Origin of the sequence: Hominimerdicola alba 8 (assembly GCF_000178155.2) — a bacterium.
Taxonomy (GTDB): domain Bacteria; phylum Bacillota; class Clostridia; order Oscillospirales; family Ruminococcaceae; genus Hominimerdicola; species Hominimerdicola alba_C.
Window position 1 is genome coordinate 84,971 of the sequence record NZ_ADKM02000134.1, and the last position, 15,949, is coordinate 100,919.

The window sequence follows — 15,949 nt, forward strand, 5'->3', positions numbered from 1 at the left end:
ATCACGAAAGGAAGACAGATCATGAATGAAATAAAAAACAAGGCTAAGGAAAAAATGGAGAAGTCGGTAAACGTTATGCTTTCCGATTTTGCGGCAATAAGAGCGGGCAGGGCTAACCCCGCTGTTCTCGACAAGGTAAAGGTAGAGTACTACGGTGCGCCTACCCCTGTTAACCAGATGGCGGCTATATCCGTTGCTGAGGCAAGGATACTCGTTATAACTCCGTGGGACAAGAGCACTCTCAAGTCCATCGAGAAGGCTATACAGGCTTCCGATATCGGCATCAATCCCCAGAACGACGGTCAGACTATCAGACTGATATTCCCTCAGCTGACTGAGGACAGACGTAAGGAGATAGTAAAGGACGTTAAAAAGGGCGGCGAGGACTGCAAGGTGGCAGTACGTTCCATAAGACGCGACGCTATCGAGAAGATCAAGGCAAAGAAGAAGAATAACGAGATCACTGAGGACGAACAGAAAGACGGTGAGGAAGCTATCCAGAAGCTGACTGACAAGTTCGTTAAGGAGATCGACGCTCACGTTGCTGAGAAGGAAAAAGAGATACTCTCTATCTAAGGTGACTGATGGCTAAGAAGATAAGCTGTTTAGGCGAAAATATCATACCGCCCGCACATGTGGGCGTTATCATGGACGGAAACGGCAGATGGGCGAAAAAACGCGGTCTGCCGAGAAAGTTCGGACACCGCGAGGGTGCAAAGACTTTCCGCACGATAACAAGGCACGCTAAGGCGGTGGGCGTTGATTATATCACATACTATGCGTTCTCTACCGAAAACTGGAAAAGACCAAAGGACGAGGTAGAGTCGATAATGGATCTGTTCGAGAAGTATCTTGACGAAGTAAAGGACTTTATCGAAGAGAACATACGCATACGGTTCATCGGGGACAGGTCAGTGCTAAGACCCTCTTTGCAGGAGAAGATGCTGGATACAGAGGAAACCTCGAAGGATTTTGATGCGATGACGCTGGTGCTTGCCATCAACTATGGCGGGCGTGATGAGATCTGTCACAGCGTAAAGACGCTGGCAGAAAAGGTAAAGCGGGGTGAACTCGACCCGAAGGACATCACTGAGGAGATGATAGAGAGAAATCTCTACACAGAAGAGATACCTCCGCTTGATCTGGTAATAAGACCCAGCGGTGAGCAGAGGCTGTCAAACTTTATGATATGGCAGGCGGCTTATGCTGAATTTTACTATACCAATATCCTCTGGCCTGATTTCAAGAATGCTGATTTCGACAGGGCGATACTGGATTTTTGCGAAAGAAACAGAAGATTCGGAGGAGTTTAAGGAATGTCTACCCGAATAATTTCCGCTGCGGTGGCGCTGGTGATAGCCATCGTCCTCGTGGCACTTCATGCGACGCCGCTGATGAATCTGGCGGTGGGCGCACTGTCGGTGATCGCTGTTATGGAACTTTTCAAGGCAGTGGGATACGACAAATTCAAACACCAGATGATAGCATGCCTGACATTTGCGGGCATCGATGCTGTGATACCTTACTTTATGTTCAGGCTCGAAACGCTGTATTTTTTCAGCTATAAGCTGTATATGGGTATTTTTATCCTTTTCATGTGCATACTGTATCTGCGGGATCATAAGAAATTTGATTTCAAGGATTTCTTTGGCATGACGGGCATCACGGTGCTGATAAGCTACTCGTTCAGCACTCTGGTAAGGCTGGCGCAGGATAACTCACTGGTCGCAGGTGTTGAAGCAAAGTCGCAGGGCAGGGCACAGGTCTACCTGATAATCATTGCGCTGGCGGCGGCGTGGCTGGCTGACAGCGGTGCTTACTTTGTGGGCACTTTCTTCAAAAAGACAGGCAGAGAGGTACATCACCCCTGGCCTGAGATAAGCCCCAACAAGACACTGGAAGGTCTGGTGGGCGGCGTTATAACCAATGGTCTGATACTTGTTGTGACCAGCATTATTTTCGATGTGGTCAACAAGGGGTTCAGCGTGCGGTATATCATGGTTTTCCTTGCGGGCATGGCGGCTGCGCTCATAGGTCTGGTCGGTGACCTGACTGCTTCTATGGTGAAGCGTCAGACAGGCATCAAGGATTACGGCAAGATAATGCCTGGTCACGGCGGTGTTATGGACAGGTTCGACAGTGCACTGCTTGTTGTGCCGTTCATCTGCTATCTCGCGTCACAGGGATTGCTTATTGCATAAATATTTTCGAGGGGCAGGTCTGCAAACGGGCTTACCCCTTTTGAACGTTTTTGACAGAGGTTGTTTTTTATGAAAACTATCACTATTTTAGGCTCGACAGGTTCCATCGGCACACAGGCATTGGAGGTCTGCCGCGAGCATAAAATTAAGGTAAAGGCGCTGGCGGCGCACTCGAATGTGAAGATGCTGGCTGAGCAGGTCATAGAATTCGGGGCTGAGTATGCCTGCATTTATGACGAAAATAAACTGGGTGAACTTGAAAAACTGCTGTGCGGAAGAGGTGTTGATCTGCTGACGGGCATGGAGGGTCTGAAGACTATCGCACAGCTTGACGGTGTTGACATTATGCTGAACTCGGTGGTCGGCATGGTGGGGCTTGTACCCACGCTGACAGCCATCGAACATGGCACAGACATCGCGCTTGCAAACAAGGAAACACTGGTGGCGGGCGGTAAGCTGGTCATAAATGCGGCTAAGGAAAAGGGCGTTATGATATACCTCGTTGACAGTGAGCATTCGGCTATATTCCAGTCACAGCAGGGCAACAGCATGAACCGTGTCAAGGGTATAATACTTACGGCTTCGGGCGGACCTTTCTACGGAAAGACCACCGAAGAACTGCGCGGCGTGACAGTCGAACAGGCGCTTAACCACCCAAACTGGTCGATGGGCAACAAGATAACTATAGACTCTGCTACGCTTATGAACAAGGGGCTTGAATTTATCGAAGCTATGTGGCTTTTCGACTTAAGACCGGAACAGATAGAGATAGTCGTACACCGCGAGAGTGTGATACATTCGGCAGTGGAGTATGAGGACAATTCTGTGATAGCACAGCTGGGCGTGCCTGATATGAAGATACCCATACAGTACGCACTGCTTTACCCCAACAGGGTACACTGCGATGTAAAGCACCTTTCACTTACAGACTACGGCAGGCTGACCTTTGCAAAGCCCGATTACGACACTTTCAAGTGCCTGACCGCCTGCATTAAGGCGGTGACTGCGGGCGGGATACTCCCAGCGGCAGTCAACGGCGCGAATGAACAGGCTGTGGCGGCTTTCCTGGCTGGTAAGATCAGCTTCCTTGCGATAGGTGAACTGGTGACTGAGGTTCTGGAAAATACCGAGAACAAAGAGATACATAATGTCGATGATATCCTTGCGGCTGACAGTGCGGCCAGGGAATATGTCGCGAAAAGAATAGAAGAAGGGCAGTATCAATGAGTATAATCATAGCGATCGTAATTTTCAGTCTGATAATAACTATCCATGAATTCGGGCACTTTATCGCCGCTAAGCTGAATGGCGTAAAGGTCAACGAATTTGCGATAGGCATGGGTCCCGCACTGCTGAAAAAGCAGAAGGGCGAAACGCTGTATGCGCTGAGGGTCTTCCCGATAGGCGGCTACTGCGCTATGGAAGGCGAAGACAAGGACAGTTCCGACGGCAGGGCTTTCGGCAACAAGGCTGTGTGGCGGCGAATGATAATCGTGGCCGCAGGCGTGTGCATGAACATGATACTTGGTCTGATCCTGCTGATGGTGCAGACAGGCATAAGTGATGCCATAGTCACCACGACAGTATCAAAGTTTGAAGATGGCGCTGTCAGTCACGAAACGGGTCTTGAAGTGGGCGATGAGATAATCGCCATCAACGGCATGAGGATATTCACCTCGATGGATATGTCATACAAGTTCACCAACGATGAGGACGGCGTTTATGACATGGTGGTAGTGAGAAACGGCGAGCGTATCAGCCTGAAAAATGTGAAGCTGTCAACGACTGTCGGTGAGGACGGCAAGGAAGTCGTTCACTATGATTTCTGGGTAGAACCTGGAAAAATAACACCCAAAAGCGTGGTAACGCAGGCTTTCAGGCAGACCGCAACAGATGCAAGACTTATCTATATATCGCTGGCTGATATGCTGACAGGCAAGTATTCGCTGAAAGATATGAGCGGTCCTGTGGGCATAGTTGACTCGATAGGCGATGTGATAGACAGCGAACGCGATCAGGAAACGGGCAAGATAAACTGGAAAGGTCTTATCGATTCTGTGCTGTCGCTTTCATCGTTCATTACGATAAATGTCGGCGTGTTCAACCTGCTTCCTCTGCCCGCACTTGACGGCGGAAGATTTATCTTCCTGCTGATAGAGGCTGTTCGCAGAAAGCCCGTTCCCCCTGAGAGAGAGGGCATGGTACACACTATCGGTATGGCAGCACTGCTTTTGCTGATGGTAGTGATAACGGTAAGCGATATCACTAAGCTGGTATAGAAATGAAAAACGAAAACAAGATCAAAGGCGGTATCTTCGGCATGCTGGTGGGGGACGCACTGGGCGTTCCTTACGAGTTCCATAATGCAGAGGATATACCGCCGTATGACAAGATAGAAATGACACCGCCTGAGGGATTCAGGCGGGCGCATGCGGGCGTTGCACCCGCAACGTGGTCTGATGACGGTGCACAGGCGCTTTGCTTGCTGGAAAGTCTGGTGGAAAAGGGAAAGTTCGACCTTGACGATTTTTCGGACAGAGTGCTGGCGTGGTATGATGACGGTCTTTGGGCTGTGGGCGGAAAAGTCTTTGATGTGGGCATACAGACAAGCATGGCGCTGAATGCTTACAGGGGCGGCGTAAAGGCTGAAAAGGCCGGTTTTGTCAGACCCGACGGCAAGGGCAACGGCGCACTTATGAGAGTGCTTCCGCTGGCACTGTGGCATGAGGGCAGTGACGAACAGCTGGTAGAAGACGCGCACAGACAGTGCCTTATCACGCATGGGAACATCACAAATCAGGTGTGCTGCGGGCTTTATGTGCTTATGGCGAGAAGTCTGCTGGAAGGCGCTGATATTGACAAGGCGCTCTCTGAGGCGGTGGCTGAGTTAAGGCGCATATATGCAGATAAGCCGAAATATGCGGACGAATTTGAGTTTTCGATAAGACCCGATGAAAAGGATATCTGGGTCGGCAGGGGCGGCGGATTTGTAGTGGATACACTGCGGGGCGCGGTGATGCTTATGAGAAACTCCACAAGCTATGAAGAGGTCGTTAAAGGCGCGGTGGCGCTGGGTGATGACACCGATACCACTGCCTGTGTCGCGGGCGGTTTGGCGGGAATTGTCTACGGTGTGGACGGCATACCCGAAAGATGGCTGAACGGTCTGCGCGAAAAAGAAAAGGTCGATGAACTGCTGGAAAAACTTCTGAGATAAAGGAGAGCTTAAAATGAGAAATGTCAGACCCGTTAAGGTCGGCGGCTTGACGCTTGACGGAAAGCATATATATATCCAGTCGATGCTGAACGTGCCGTCTACCGACATCGAGGGTTCGGTAGAACAGGCGGTAAGGCTTGAACAGGCGGGCTGTGAGATAGTCCGCGCCGCCATACCGAATATGGAGGCTGTGGCGCTTATCCCTGCGATAAAGGAGAAAATAAGCATCCCGCTGGTGGCAGACATACATTTTGATTACAGGCTGGCACTTGCGGCGGCTGATGCAGGCATAGATAAGATACGCATTAATCCCGGAAATATCGGTGATATGGACAGGGTGAAAGCTGTCGTGAAAAAGTGTACCGAAAAGGGCATACCGATAAGGATAGGCGTGAACGGCGGTTCGCTGGAAAAGGAACTGCTGGCGAAATACGGCAAGCCCTGTGCCGATGCGCTGGTCGAGAGTGCGATGGGGCATGTCAGGATACTGGAACAGTGCGACTTCAATGAGATAGTCATTTCGATAAAATCATCTGATGTGAATATAATGGTCGAGGCTTACCGCAAACTGTCGAAGATGTGCGATTATCCGCTTCATCTGGGCGTTACAGAGGCGGGTACCGAGCGCATGGGCATAATAAAGTCGGCGGTGGGGATAGGTTCACTGCTGATGGACGGCATCGGTGAAACCATAAGAGTTTCGCTGACAGATGAGCCTGAAAAAGAGATATACGCGGCGAAAGATATACTCAAAGCCATCGGCAGAGGGAGCGGCGTGCAGATAGTTTCATGTCCGACCTGCGGAAGGACGCGCATCGACCTGATAGGTCTGGCAAAGCAGGTGGAGGAAATGACTAAAAACGTGAATAAGGATATCAAGGTGGCTGTCATGGGCTGTGTTGTCAACGGCATCGGTGAGTCGGGCGAGGCTGATATAGGCATTGCGGGCGGTGTCGGACAGGCTGTCATATTCGCACACGGCAAGAAGCTGTATACGGTATCCGAAGACAAGGCGCTGAAAGCGCTGATGGACGAGATAGACAAGCTATAGGATAGGACGGTAGGTCAATGGCAACAGTAAAGATAAGTGAATACTTCGACGATTTCGCAGACGCCATATCTGCCGATATCGGTGAGGGCAAGATACTAAAGCTGATATTTGACGAAGGGCTGACAGGCATCGAGTGCGTGGCGGCTTTTCAGAAATTGGTCGGCTTTGACTCGGTGTCGCTGTTTGAATCGCGCATGCGCAAGGCGCTGAACAGCAGTTTCAGGCTGAGTCCCAAGTTTACGCCCGATATGCTGTCGGCAGGATATTTTGCGGATATCTGCAAGTTCATGAAGAGCAGATTTCCGTTTGTCAACGGCTTTTTCGATGACGCTGAGGTAGTCATGGACGGCAGCGTGTTCAGAGTGACGCTGAAACACGGCGGCTATGAACTTATGAAAAAGGCAGGCGTGAACAACGCTTTCAGCGGGCTGGTGTGGGAACTTTTCTCCACAAAGGCGGATATTGAACTTGACGGTGTGCTTTTCAATGATATGGAAGAACATGAAAAGGCACAGCAGGCATTCTTTGCATCGCTGCCGCAGCCTGATATCGCGGCGTATGAGCAGAAGTCTGCGGCGGCGAAACAGCAGGGCGGCGGCGCACCTGCACAGACAGAGTTCCGCAAGGTCGATGTTGACTTTACGAGCCTGCATCTGCTGGGCGAGGGCGCAACTGTGCTGAAAGGCGGTCCTATAATGGGCGACAGCCGTGTACACAGCATGGCAAACCTGCCGATGGAAGCGGCGGCGCTGGAGCATTTCAATGACAAGGTAACTGTCTGGGGCGATGTTTTTCAGGTGGACACCAAAGAAACGAAGACAGGCATGCTGATAGCCACCATCTTCTTTACCGACTATACCAACTCTGTTGCGATGAAGCTGATAGGCTCAAACAAAAAGGGCAAGTTCGTCAGACTGACGAGAGAAAGTCTTGAAGCGATGCTGGGCAGTCTGAAAAAGGGCGCTACCATCATGGCGAGGGGCGAATTGCAGGAGGACGACTTCGACCACAACATCTACCTTATGGCTGATGATATAATGCTGGTGGGGCGTGAAAAGGAAAAGGACACTGCTGAGGAAAAGCGCGTTGAACTGCACTGCCATACCAACATGTCGATGATGGACGCACTGGCAGCCCCCGAAAAGCTGGTGGCTAAGGCTGCGGGCTGGGGTCACAGGGCGCTGGCGATCACCGATCACGGTGTGGTGCAGGGCTTCCCTGAAGCGGGCAACAAGTGCGCGGATATACGCAAGTCGGGGCAGGAGTTCAAGATAATCTACGGCTGTGAGGCTTACGAGGTCAACAATGATGCGAGGATATTCAAGGGTGTTGACAAGCGCGAACTGACTGATGAGATAATTTGCTTTGACCTTGAAACTACAGGTACTAATCCCAGAGATGACAAGATAATCGAGATAGGTGCGGTCAAGCTGAGGGGGCTGGAGATAGTCGATAAATTCGATATGCTGGTAGACCCCGGCTGTCCGCTGACAGAGTTCATCTCAAACCTGACAAATATCACCGATGATATGCTGAAAGGTCAGTCCGACATAAAGACTGCACTGGAAGCATTCGTGGAGTTCTGCGGCGAAAAGCCCTGTCTTGTGGCGCACAATGCACCTTTCGACACGGGCTTTATAAAGCATGCCTGTGAAAGGGAAGGCATAAAGTTTGAGTTTTCGAGCATAGATACTGTGCCGATGTCACAGCTGATGCTCCCTCAGCTTGAAAAGCACAAGCTGAACTATGTGGCTGAGCATTTCGGGTATGGCGATTTCCAGCATCATCGCGGCTGTGATGATGCTGAGGTGCTGGGCAAGATATTCATTGAACTTGCAAAAATGCTCATGGAACAGTTCCCGCTGGTGCTGATAACTGTAGACATGATAAACGGTCTGCTGGGTGAAACCGACCGTGTTACCGAAACTAAAGATGTTTATCACCAGATAATACTGGTAAGAAATAATATAGGACTGAAAAACCTTTATAAGCTGATATCATACTCAAATCTCAAATACTTCAAGCGCCGCCCGCGCATACCCAAAAGCGAACTGACAAAACTGCGCGAGGGTCTGATACTGGGAAGCGCCTGCGAGAGAGGCGAGGTCATACAAGCCTATCTGGAGGGCAAAAGCTATGATGAGATAAAGCAGATAGCCAGCTTTTATGACTATCTGGAGATACAGCCCGACGGCAACAACATGTTCATGCTGACCGCCGAAAAGCCGCCTTATGACAGGATACGCACCGAAGAAGATGTCAAGGATATAAACCGCTTTATCGTAAGGCTTGGAAATGACTTGGGCATACCTGTCTGTGCGACGGGCGATGTGCATTTCCTAAACAGGGAAGATGCTAAGTTCAGGGCGATCATACAGGCTTCGATGGGCTTTACCGACTGCGACAATCAGGCACCGCTGTACCTGAAATCAACAAACCAGATGCTTGACGAACTGGCATATCTTGGCAAGGAAAAGGCTTACGAAGTGGTGGTCACCAACACTAACAACGTGGCTGACATGATAGACCCTGACCTGAAGGCTTTCCCTGTGGGGACATATACGCCTTTCATTGAGGGTGCGGTGTACGAATTGCAGATAATCTGCTGGCGCAAAGCGTGTGAACTTTACGGCGACTGCGACCCGATGTCAATAGAAGTGCCTGAGGGCGAAGATGTGGACGTTTCGGCATATTTTGAGGAACATGTACACCCGCTGGTGTTCAAGCGCCTTAAGCGTGAACTTGACTCGATAATCAAACACGGATTCTCGGTGCTGTACATGATATCGCAAAAGCTGGTGGCGTACTCTAACCAGTGCGGCTATCAGGTAGGTTCGCGTGGTTCGGTCGGTTCGTCATTCGTGGCATCGATGTCGGGCATATCGGAGGTAAATCCGCTTGAACCGCACTATATCTGCCGAAAGTGCCACTATTCCGAGTTCTTTGAGAACGGTGAATACGGTTCGGGATTTGACCTGCCGCCTAAGGACTGCCCTAACTGCGGCATACCGATGCACCGCGACGGTCACAAGATACCGTTTGAAACATTCCTTGGATTTGACGGCGACAAAGCGCCTGATATCGACCTTAACTTCTCGGGCGACTGTCAGTCTAAGGTACATAAATACACCGAAGAACTGTTCGGTGAAGACCACGTTTTCAAGGCGGGAACTATCGGCAAGGTGGCTGATAAGACCGCTTACGGATATGTGAAAAAATACCTCGATGAGCGCGGCAAGACAGCCTGCCCCGCTGAGATACAGAGGCTTGTAAACGGCTGTGTCGATGTTAAGAGGACGACTTCACAGCACCCCGGAGGAATGGTCGTTATACCGGGTGACTATGAGGTCTATGACTTCACGCCTGTTCAGCACCCTGCTGACAAGGCTGACTCGGACATGGTCACGACTCACTTCGACTTCCATTCACTGCACGATACCATTCTTAAGCTGGACGAGCTGGGTCACGATGTACCTACAATGTATAAGTACCTCGAAGACTTCACACATATGGACATAAACGAGTGCCCCATGTCGGACCCTGCTGTGTACTCGCTGTTCACATCGCCCGAAGCGCTGGGCGTTAAGCCTGAGGACATCAGGTGTGAAACAGGCACGCTGGGCATACCTGAGATGGGTACGCCTTTCGTAAGAGGAATGCTGCTGGAGTCAAAGCCGAAGAACTTCTCGGACCTTTTGCAGATATCGGGGCTTTCACACGGTACTGATGTATGGCTGGGCAATGCGCAGGAACTTATCAAAAACGGCACTTGTGATATTTCCAACGTTATCGGTACCCGTGACAGTATCATGGTGTATCTGCTGGAACATCACCTTGAACCAAAGCTGGCGTTCAAGATAATGGAGATAACCCGTAAGGGTAAAGCGCCAAAACTGCTGACAGAAGAGATGAAGCAGGATATGAGGGCGCATGATGTGCCTGAGTGGTACATTGACAGCTGTCTTAAGATAAAGTACATGTTCCCGAAAGCGCACGCGGCGGCATACGTAACGGCGGCGATAAGACTGTGCTGGTTCAAGGTGCATGAGCCGCTGGCGTTCTACGCTACGTATTTCACGGTGCGCGGCGAGGACTTTGATGCTGAAACTACGCTGAAAGGCATCTACATGGTGCGTGATAAGATAGACAAGCTGAGCAACATGTCAAAGGAAGAGCGTTCGGGCAAGGACAGCGGCGTGCTGGATATGCTGATGCTGACAAATGAGATGATGTCGCGCGGCTATGAATTTCTGCCGATAGACATAAACAAGTCACACGCTTTCATCTACCAGATAGAGGACGGCAAGATAAGACTGCCGTTCTGTGCGATAAACGGTGTCGGCGTGAATGCGGCAATAGCCATATACGAAAAAGCGCAGAAGAACGACTTTATCTCGATAGAAGAGTTCCAGAGCGACAGCGGTGTTACCAAAGCAGTCGTTGAAGCGCTGGAGAACATCGGTGCGTTCGGTGACTTGCCGAAGTCGAGCCAGATATCGCTGTTTAATTTCTGAGAAAAAACGGAGAAATATATTTGATGGGTAGTGGTCTGAAAAAATCTTTATTGCTTGCTACGGTAACGGTGAGTGCGGTTTGTTTATCATCGTGCAATATAATTAAAGGTGTTAAATATGTAGTGAAAGACAGAATGAACGCTGATAATTCCTATGCAGATTTTCGCGATGAATGGAATGATTATCACTCACCAAGACCTGATGCGGGAAAGATAATTAAAGATGTTATGACAGCCGCCGAGAGCGGGGATAAAGAAAAACTGCGCAAACTGTTCTCGGAAGAAGTACAGCAAAAAGATGGTTTTGAAGAGCAGTTAGATGAATTTATAAAGAATGTGCCTGACGGTCTTGCAGAACTGGAATATGAGAAAGATAGGTTAGATAGTGGCTGGGGGACTGATAACGGTAAGCTCACAATGCCTATAACACGGCATTACAAGCAGATAAACTGCAACGGAAAATACTATTATGCGTTTATGAGCGGCTATGCAAAATGTGAACCTTACCCCGAAAAAGAGGGGCTGTCATATTTTTATATCTTTGATGAGGCTGCCTGCGCGGCTTTTGATTATTGGGAACTTTCTAACGGCGCGAAGGACGATACGGCGAATGCTCCCGAATTTGACTATTCGTCACATATTTTGATAGCACGGAAGGATATTGATCTTGGGCTTGATGAATACGTGACCCGTTACAGACCGTATCTTCTGGGTTCGCCGCCCGAGTATGAACTGACCTCAAGAAGTGTTGACGGAAATGCGTGGCTGTTTGTTGATTTTGGAAACAATGTTTCAGCAGATGATTTTATGAATAAGTCACATGAAGTAAAAGACATAAACGACATCAGGGATCTTTTTGGGTTTGAAAACGGGATCCTGAGAAATGACTATTGCTATGAACTGGCATCTGATGATGAAAACAAGCAATATGGGATAGTTTCCTGTGATGCGTCAGGCAGGATAAGTTATTGTTATATCACCGATGCAGAGGGCAGCGAAAGAGTTTTTGATGACGAGTACGCAGAAAACTCGGATGGGCGTTCATAGTTAATTTACAAGTTGGTTCTGCTTTTTTGCACAAATCGGTTGACAAATCTTTGTCAGTATGCTAAAATATATCATGTTGATACTATGATACTATGTTAGCACTTTACTATGATAAAATGCAGGAGAGGTCTTATGGACAAGGAGCAGATAAAAGCTGCAAAGGCAAAGTTCAGACAGATCAAGGATCTCAATGCCAATAAGATAGTCCTCAGGCTCAAAAAGGGCGGGCTGGTCTTCCTTGTCGCAGGAGTTGCCGATGATAAAAAATATATCATTGCAAGTTACAGACATGAAGTCATCGACGGAAGACCCTGGATACGCTGGTGTGTTTCAGCGCATATGGAGTGGAACGGCGCAGTTACAGACGGCGAGAAAGTCATGGTCGAAATGCAGAATGAGGCTGCTGACTTTGAAGAATGGCTGAAACTGAAAAATGAAGGTATCTTCAGAACGTACCTTAGCTACTATGAATACGATATCCGTGAGGAATTTCAGTGGACGCTGGACGGCGATGACGGATTTTTTCCAAAGAAATGCCGTTTTTGGGGATATGTTTATGATGACCCCGCCGCTATGGGCAAGGGCATAGAGGAAGAATTCGCTGAGTATTGGTTTGAGTGCAGACGTATGGCTGACGATAAATAATTTTACATAAAGGAAAGATAGTATGAAAAGATATGACCTTATAACCCCTGAGGGTACAAGAGATCTGCTGTTTGAGGACTGCCTTGCAAGGCGCAAGGTGGAGAAGACTCTGGCGGCGCTGTTTGAGGGCTTCGGCTACAGTGAGGTAGTTACTCCCGGTATCGAGTTTTATGATGCTTTCAGCGGCAGTGCGAGAAATTTCAGACAGGAGAGCCTTTATAAGCTGACCGATTCAAAGGGCAGGCTGATAGTTCTGCGCCCCGATTCCACCATACCGATAGCAAGGCTGGCAGCAACAAGACTGAAAGAGTCTGACACGCCGCTGAGACTTTACTATAATCAGAGCGTTTTCTCGAACAATGCACTGCTCAAAGGCAGGTCTGATGAGGTGGTACAGGCAGGTATCGAACTGATAGGCGGCGATAACGAAAAGCGTGCCGATCTGGAGGTGCTGTGTACTGCTGTTGAGGCGCTGGCTAGTTTCGACAAGGAGAATTTCAGGCTGGAGATAGGTCATATCGGTTATTTCAAGGAACTGGTGGCTCAGCTGAACCTTGATGAAGATGTCATAGAGGAGATAAGACTGCTCATATCTTCAAAGAATTTCCCTGCGCTCAACGACCTGCTGGACGAGATAGGCGACAATGACATCACCCGCGCACTGAAACAGCTTCCAAGCCTGTTCGGCGGGGTAGAAGTTCTTGACAAGGCGAGCGATATATATGCAAACGACAAGATAACAGGCATTCTCTACAACCTGAGGCAGGTGTTCAACAGGCTGTCAAGTCTGGGATATGAGGGCAAAATATCCGTCGATCTCGGTATCGTGAGCCACACCGATTACTACACAGGCATCGTGTTCAAGGGATATCTGTCCGAAGTTGGACAGTCGGTGCTTAAGGGCGGCAGATACGACAATCTGATAGGTTCTTTCGGCAAGGAAATGCCCGCAGTCGGCTTCGGCGTGAATGTTGACTCGGTGGCACTGCATCTTGAAAGGATAGGAGCAAGTCCCGCAGGCAAGCCCGTTGACGCTGTTATCTTTGGTGACAAGGGTTTTGTGGTAGAAGCTATGGCTTATGCACAGAAGCTGGTGCGTGAGGGCAGCAAGGTCGAGCATTCGCTGTTCAACTCCTATGAGGAAACTGTGGAGTATGCAAAGTCAAAGGGCATAAAGAAAGTCATCAGAGTCGGTGAGGATATCACCGAAAATGAGATATAAGGGCGATCGGGAGGAAATGTGAGATGAATAAACCTTTGAGAATTGCTCTTACTAAGGGCAGACTGGAAAAAGATACTGTTGGTCTTCTGGAGAAGATAGGATATGACTGCACAGCCATTCGCGAAAAGGGCAGAAAGCTGATACTGCCTGTACCTGACGGCAATCTGGAGGTCGTGCTGGCTAAGGCTAACGATGTTATAACTTATGTTGAGCATGGCGTGTGCGACATGGGCGTTGTCGGCAAGGATACCATTCAGGAGATGCAGGGCAAGTTCTATGAACTGGTCGATCTGGGCTTTGGCAGATGCAGATTTGCGCTTGCTACAAAAAAGGGTCAGAGTTTTTACGGCGGTTACAACGTAAAGACCCTCGCGACCAAGTACCCGAACATCACACGCAAGCATTTTGAGAGCAAGGGCATGGATGTTGACATAATCAAGATAGAGGGTTCGGTAGAACTGGCACCTCTGCTGGAACTGGCTGACGGTATCGTTGATATAGTTGAAACAGGCACTACACTGAAAGAGAACGGTCTGGAGATAATCGAGGACAACATCTGCCCCATATCTGCAAGACTGATAGTAAATACAGTTAGCATGAAGATGCGCCAGAGCGAGATAGAGAATTTTGTCACGCTGGTGGAAAAAAATCTGTAAGGAGGAGAAAGAAATGTCATTTATCAAGAAGATCTACGTAAACGGCAAGGACGAGGTCGAGTTTTTCAAGCAGCTGGAAAAGAGAAGCGGCGAAACTGACAAGAAAGTTTCCGCAGTCGTAAACGAGATAATCGAAACTGTAAGAGAGGGCGGCGACAGCGCAGTAAAGGCGTACACCGAGAAATTTGACGGCAAACTGCCCCAGTATTACGAAGTCCCCCGTGAAGTAATAAACGATGCAATGACTGATGCAGACCCCGCTTTTGTTGAGGCTCTGCTCAATGCCATCGAGAACATCACAGATTTCCACCAGAGGCAGAAGTCACAGAGTTTTGTCAATGCAAAGGCTGACGGTTGTATCATGGGACAGAAGGTCAGAGGTCTTGACAAGGTGGGTCTTTACGTTCCCGGCGGTACGGCGGCTTACCCTTCTTCTGTGCTGATGAACGCTGTTCCCGCAAAGATAGCAGGTGTTAAGGAGATAATCATGGTGACACCTCCACTCAAGGACGGTACACCTAACAAGGATATACTGGTTGCAGCAGGTCTTTGCGGCGTTGACAGAGTTTTCATGTCAGGCGGCGCACAGGCTATCGCGGCACTGGCTTACGGCACTGAGGAGATACCTAAGGTCGATAAGATAGTAGGTCCGGGAAACATCTACGTTGCAACTGCAAAGAAACTGCTTTACGGCGTAGTTGATATAGACATGGTGGCAGGTCCCAGCGAGATACTGGTAATGGCTGACGAAACAGCAAAGCCCAAGTTCGTTGCGGCAGACCTTATGTCGCAGGCTGAACACGACAGACTGGCATCTGCGATACTCGTTACCACCAGCGAGAAGCTGGCTGATGAAACTATCGCTGAGATAGAGCGTCAGATGGAATATCTGGAGAGGAAAGATATTATCAGGTACTCGCTGGAGAACTACGGTGCTATGATAATCTGCAACACTAAGGACGAGGCTGTTGATATGGCTAACCGCTGTGCACCCGAACACCTTGAAGTTCTGTTTGAGAACCCACTGGAATATGTGGGCAGGCTTGACAATGCAGGCTCGGTATTTCTGGGGCAGTATGCTTCCGAACCGCTCGGCGACTACTATGCTGGTCCGAACCACGTTCTTCCCACAAGCGGCACTGCAAGATTTTTCTCGCCGCTGGGCGTAAACAGCTTTGAGAAGCGTTCAAGTTTCATCTACTATACTGAGGACGCTCTTCGCAAGGCTAAGGACGATATCGTGCTGGTGGCTGAAAAAGAGGGTCTTACTGCACACGCTAATGCTATAAAGGTGAGATTTGAATAACATGCGGTCGGTACACCGTAACTGAAAGCATCTCATGGGCGTTTGATAATGTCGGCGGTCATCTTTGCTGCGCATCGGCGCGGGAAAGATG

The 15,949-nt window shown here is 49.3% G+C and carries 13 protein-coding genes; all 13 read left to right on the forward strand.

Annotated elements, in window-relative coordinates; translation table 11 throughout:
- The first annotated feature begins 21 nt into the window (after positions 1-21).
- The 13 genes from frr (at position 22) to hisD (ending at position 15,858) form a co-directional block, all read left to right on the forward strand.
- A complete protein-coding gene (gene frr / locus CUS_RS17610) occupies positions 22-576 on the forward strand; it encodes a ribosome recycling factor (RefSeq protein ID WP_002853336.1) in 555 nt (184 codons plus the stop codon).
- An 8-nt stretch (positions 577-584) separates the two neighbouring features.
- Complete coding sequence (locus tag CUS_RS17615) at positions 585-1,313, forward strand: isoprenyl transferase (RefSeq protein ID WP_002853478.1); 729 nt, start codon at positions 585-587, stop codon at positions 1,311-1,313.
- A gap of 3 nt (positions 1,314-1,316) precedes the next feature.
- Positions 1,317-2,201: a phosphatidate cytidylyltransferase gene (locus CUS_RS17620; RefSeq protein ID WP_002853325.1), complete on the forward strand. Its 885-nt coding sequence runs from the start codon at positions 1,317-1,319 to the stop codon at positions 2,199-2,201.
- A 69-nt stretch (positions 2,202-2,270) separates the two neighbouring features.
- Complete coding sequence (dxr, locus tag CUS_RS17625) at positions 2,271-3,428, forward strand: 1-deoxy-D-xylulose-5-phosphate reductoisomerase (RefSeq protein ID WP_002853485.1); 1,158 nt, start codon at positions 2,271-2,273, stop codon at positions 3,426-3,428.
- The gene (locus CUS_RS17630) at positions 3,425-4,480 is read left to right on the forward strand and encodes a M50 family metallopeptidase (RefSeq protein WP_002853376.1); all 1,056 of its coding nucleotides are present in this window, start codon (positions 3,425-3,427) and stop codon (positions 4,478-4,480) included. Before dxr ends, CUS_RS17630 begins: the two co-directional genes overlap by 4 nt.
- Before the next feature lie 2 nt (positions 4,481-4,482).
- Positions 4,483-5,418: an ADP-ribosylglycohydrolase family protein gene (locus tag CUS_RS17635; RefSeq protein WP_002853217.1), complete on the forward strand. Its 936-nt coding sequence runs from the start codon at positions 4,483-4,485 to the stop codon at positions 5,416-5,418.
- Positions 5,419-5,431: 13 nt separating this feature from the next.
- Positions 5,432-6,469, forward strand: a complete 1,038-nt coding sequence (ispG, locus tag CUS_RS17640; protein ID WP_002853288.1) for a flavodoxin-dependent (E)-4-hydroxy-3-methylbut-2-enyl-diphosphate synthase — start codon at positions 5,432-5,434, stop codon at positions 6,467-6,469.
- A 17-nt stretch (positions 6,470-6,486) separates the two neighbouring features.
- Positions 6,487-10,983, forward strand: coding sequence for a PolC-type DNA polymerase III (locus tag CUS_RS17645; RefSeq protein ID WP_002853408.1), 4,497 nt, complete (start codon positions 6,487-6,489; stop codon positions 10,981-10,983).
- A 122-nt stretch (positions 10,984-11,105) separates the two neighbouring features.
- Complete coding sequence (locus CUS_RS17650) at positions 11,106-12,029, forward strand: DUF5104 domain-containing protein (protein ID WP_037277931.1); 924 nt, start codon at positions 11,106-11,108, stop codon at positions 12,027-12,029.
- Positions 12,030-12,161: 132 nt separating this feature from the next.
- Complete coding sequence (locus tag CUS_RS17655) at positions 12,162-12,674, forward strand: hypothetical protein (protein WP_002853417.1); 513 nt, start codon at positions 12,162-12,164, stop codon at positions 12,672-12,674.
- Positions 12,675-12,696: 22 nt separating this feature from the next.
- Positions 12,697-13,896 carry an ATP phosphoribosyltransferase regulatory subunit gene (gene hisZ / locus CUS_RS17660; RefSeq protein WP_002853314.1) on the forward strand — a complete coding sequence of 400 codons (1,200 nt, stop codon included), beginning with the start codon at positions 12,697-12,699 and terminating at the stop codon, positions 13,894-13,896.
- A gap of 23 nt (positions 13,897-13,919) precedes the next feature.
- Positions 13,920-14,552 carry an ATP phosphoribosyltransferase gene (gene hisG / locus CUS_RS17665; protein WP_002853330.1) on the forward strand — a complete coding sequence of 211 codons (633 nt, stop codon included), beginning with the start codon at positions 13,920-13,922 and terminating at the stop codon, positions 14,550-14,552.
- Between the two features lie 13 nt (positions 14,553-14,565).
- Positions 14,566-15,858, forward strand: a complete 1,293-nt coding sequence (gene hisD / locus CUS_RS17670; RefSeq protein WP_002853206.1) for a histidinol dehydrogenase — start codon at positions 14,566-14,568, stop codon at positions 15,856-15,858.
- Positions 15,859-15,949 lie beyond the last annotated feature (91 nt).

Excerpts from the sequence above, each read along its gene's own strand:
- frr (WP_002853336.1), top strand. The coding sequence starts at position 22 with ATGAATGAAATAAAAAACAAGGCTAAGGAAAAAATGGAGAAGTCGGTA.
- CUS_RS17615 (WP_002853478.1), top strand. The coding sequence starts at position 585 with ATGGCTAAGAAGATAAGCTGTTTAGGCGAAAATATCATACCGCCCGCA.
- CUS_RS17620 (WP_002853325.1), top strand. The coding sequence starts at position 1,317 with ATGTCTACCCGAATAATTTCCGCTGCGGTGGCGCTGGTGATAGCCATC.
- dxr (WP_002853485.1), top strand. The coding sequence starts at position 2,271 with ATGAAAACTATCACTATTTTAGGCTCGACAGGTTCCATCGGCACACAG.
- CUS_RS17630 (WP_002853376.1), top strand. The coding sequence starts at position 3,425 with ATGAGTATAATCATAGCGATCGTAATTTTCAGTCTGATAATAACTATC.
- CUS_RS17635 (WP_002853217.1), top strand. The coding sequence starts at position 4,483 with ATGAAAAACGAAAACAAGATCAAAGGCGGTATCTTCGGCATGCTGGTG.
- ispG (WP_002853288.1), top strand. The coding sequence starts at position 5,432 with ATGAGAAATGTCAGACCCGTTAAGGTCGGCGGCTTGACGCTTGACGGA.
- CUS_RS17645 (WP_002853408.1), top strand. The coding sequence starts at position 6,487 with ATGGCAACAGTAAAGATAAGTGAATACTTCGACGATTTCGCAGACGCC.
- CUS_RS17655 (WP_002853417.1), top strand. The coding sequence starts at position 12,162 with ATGGACAAGGAGCAGATAAAAGCTGCAAAGGCAAAGTTCAGACAGATC.
- hisZ (WP_002853314.1), top strand. The coding sequence starts at position 12,697 with ATGAAAAGATATGACCTTATAACCCCTGAGGGTACAAGAGATCTGCTG.
- hisG (WP_002853330.1), top strand. The coding sequence starts at position 13,920 with ATGAATAAACCTTTGAGAATTGCTCTTACTAAGGGCAGACTGGAAAAA.
- hisD (WP_002853206.1), top strand. The coding sequence starts at position 14,566 with ATGTCATTTATCAAGAAGATCTACGTAAACGGCAAGGACGAGGTCGAG.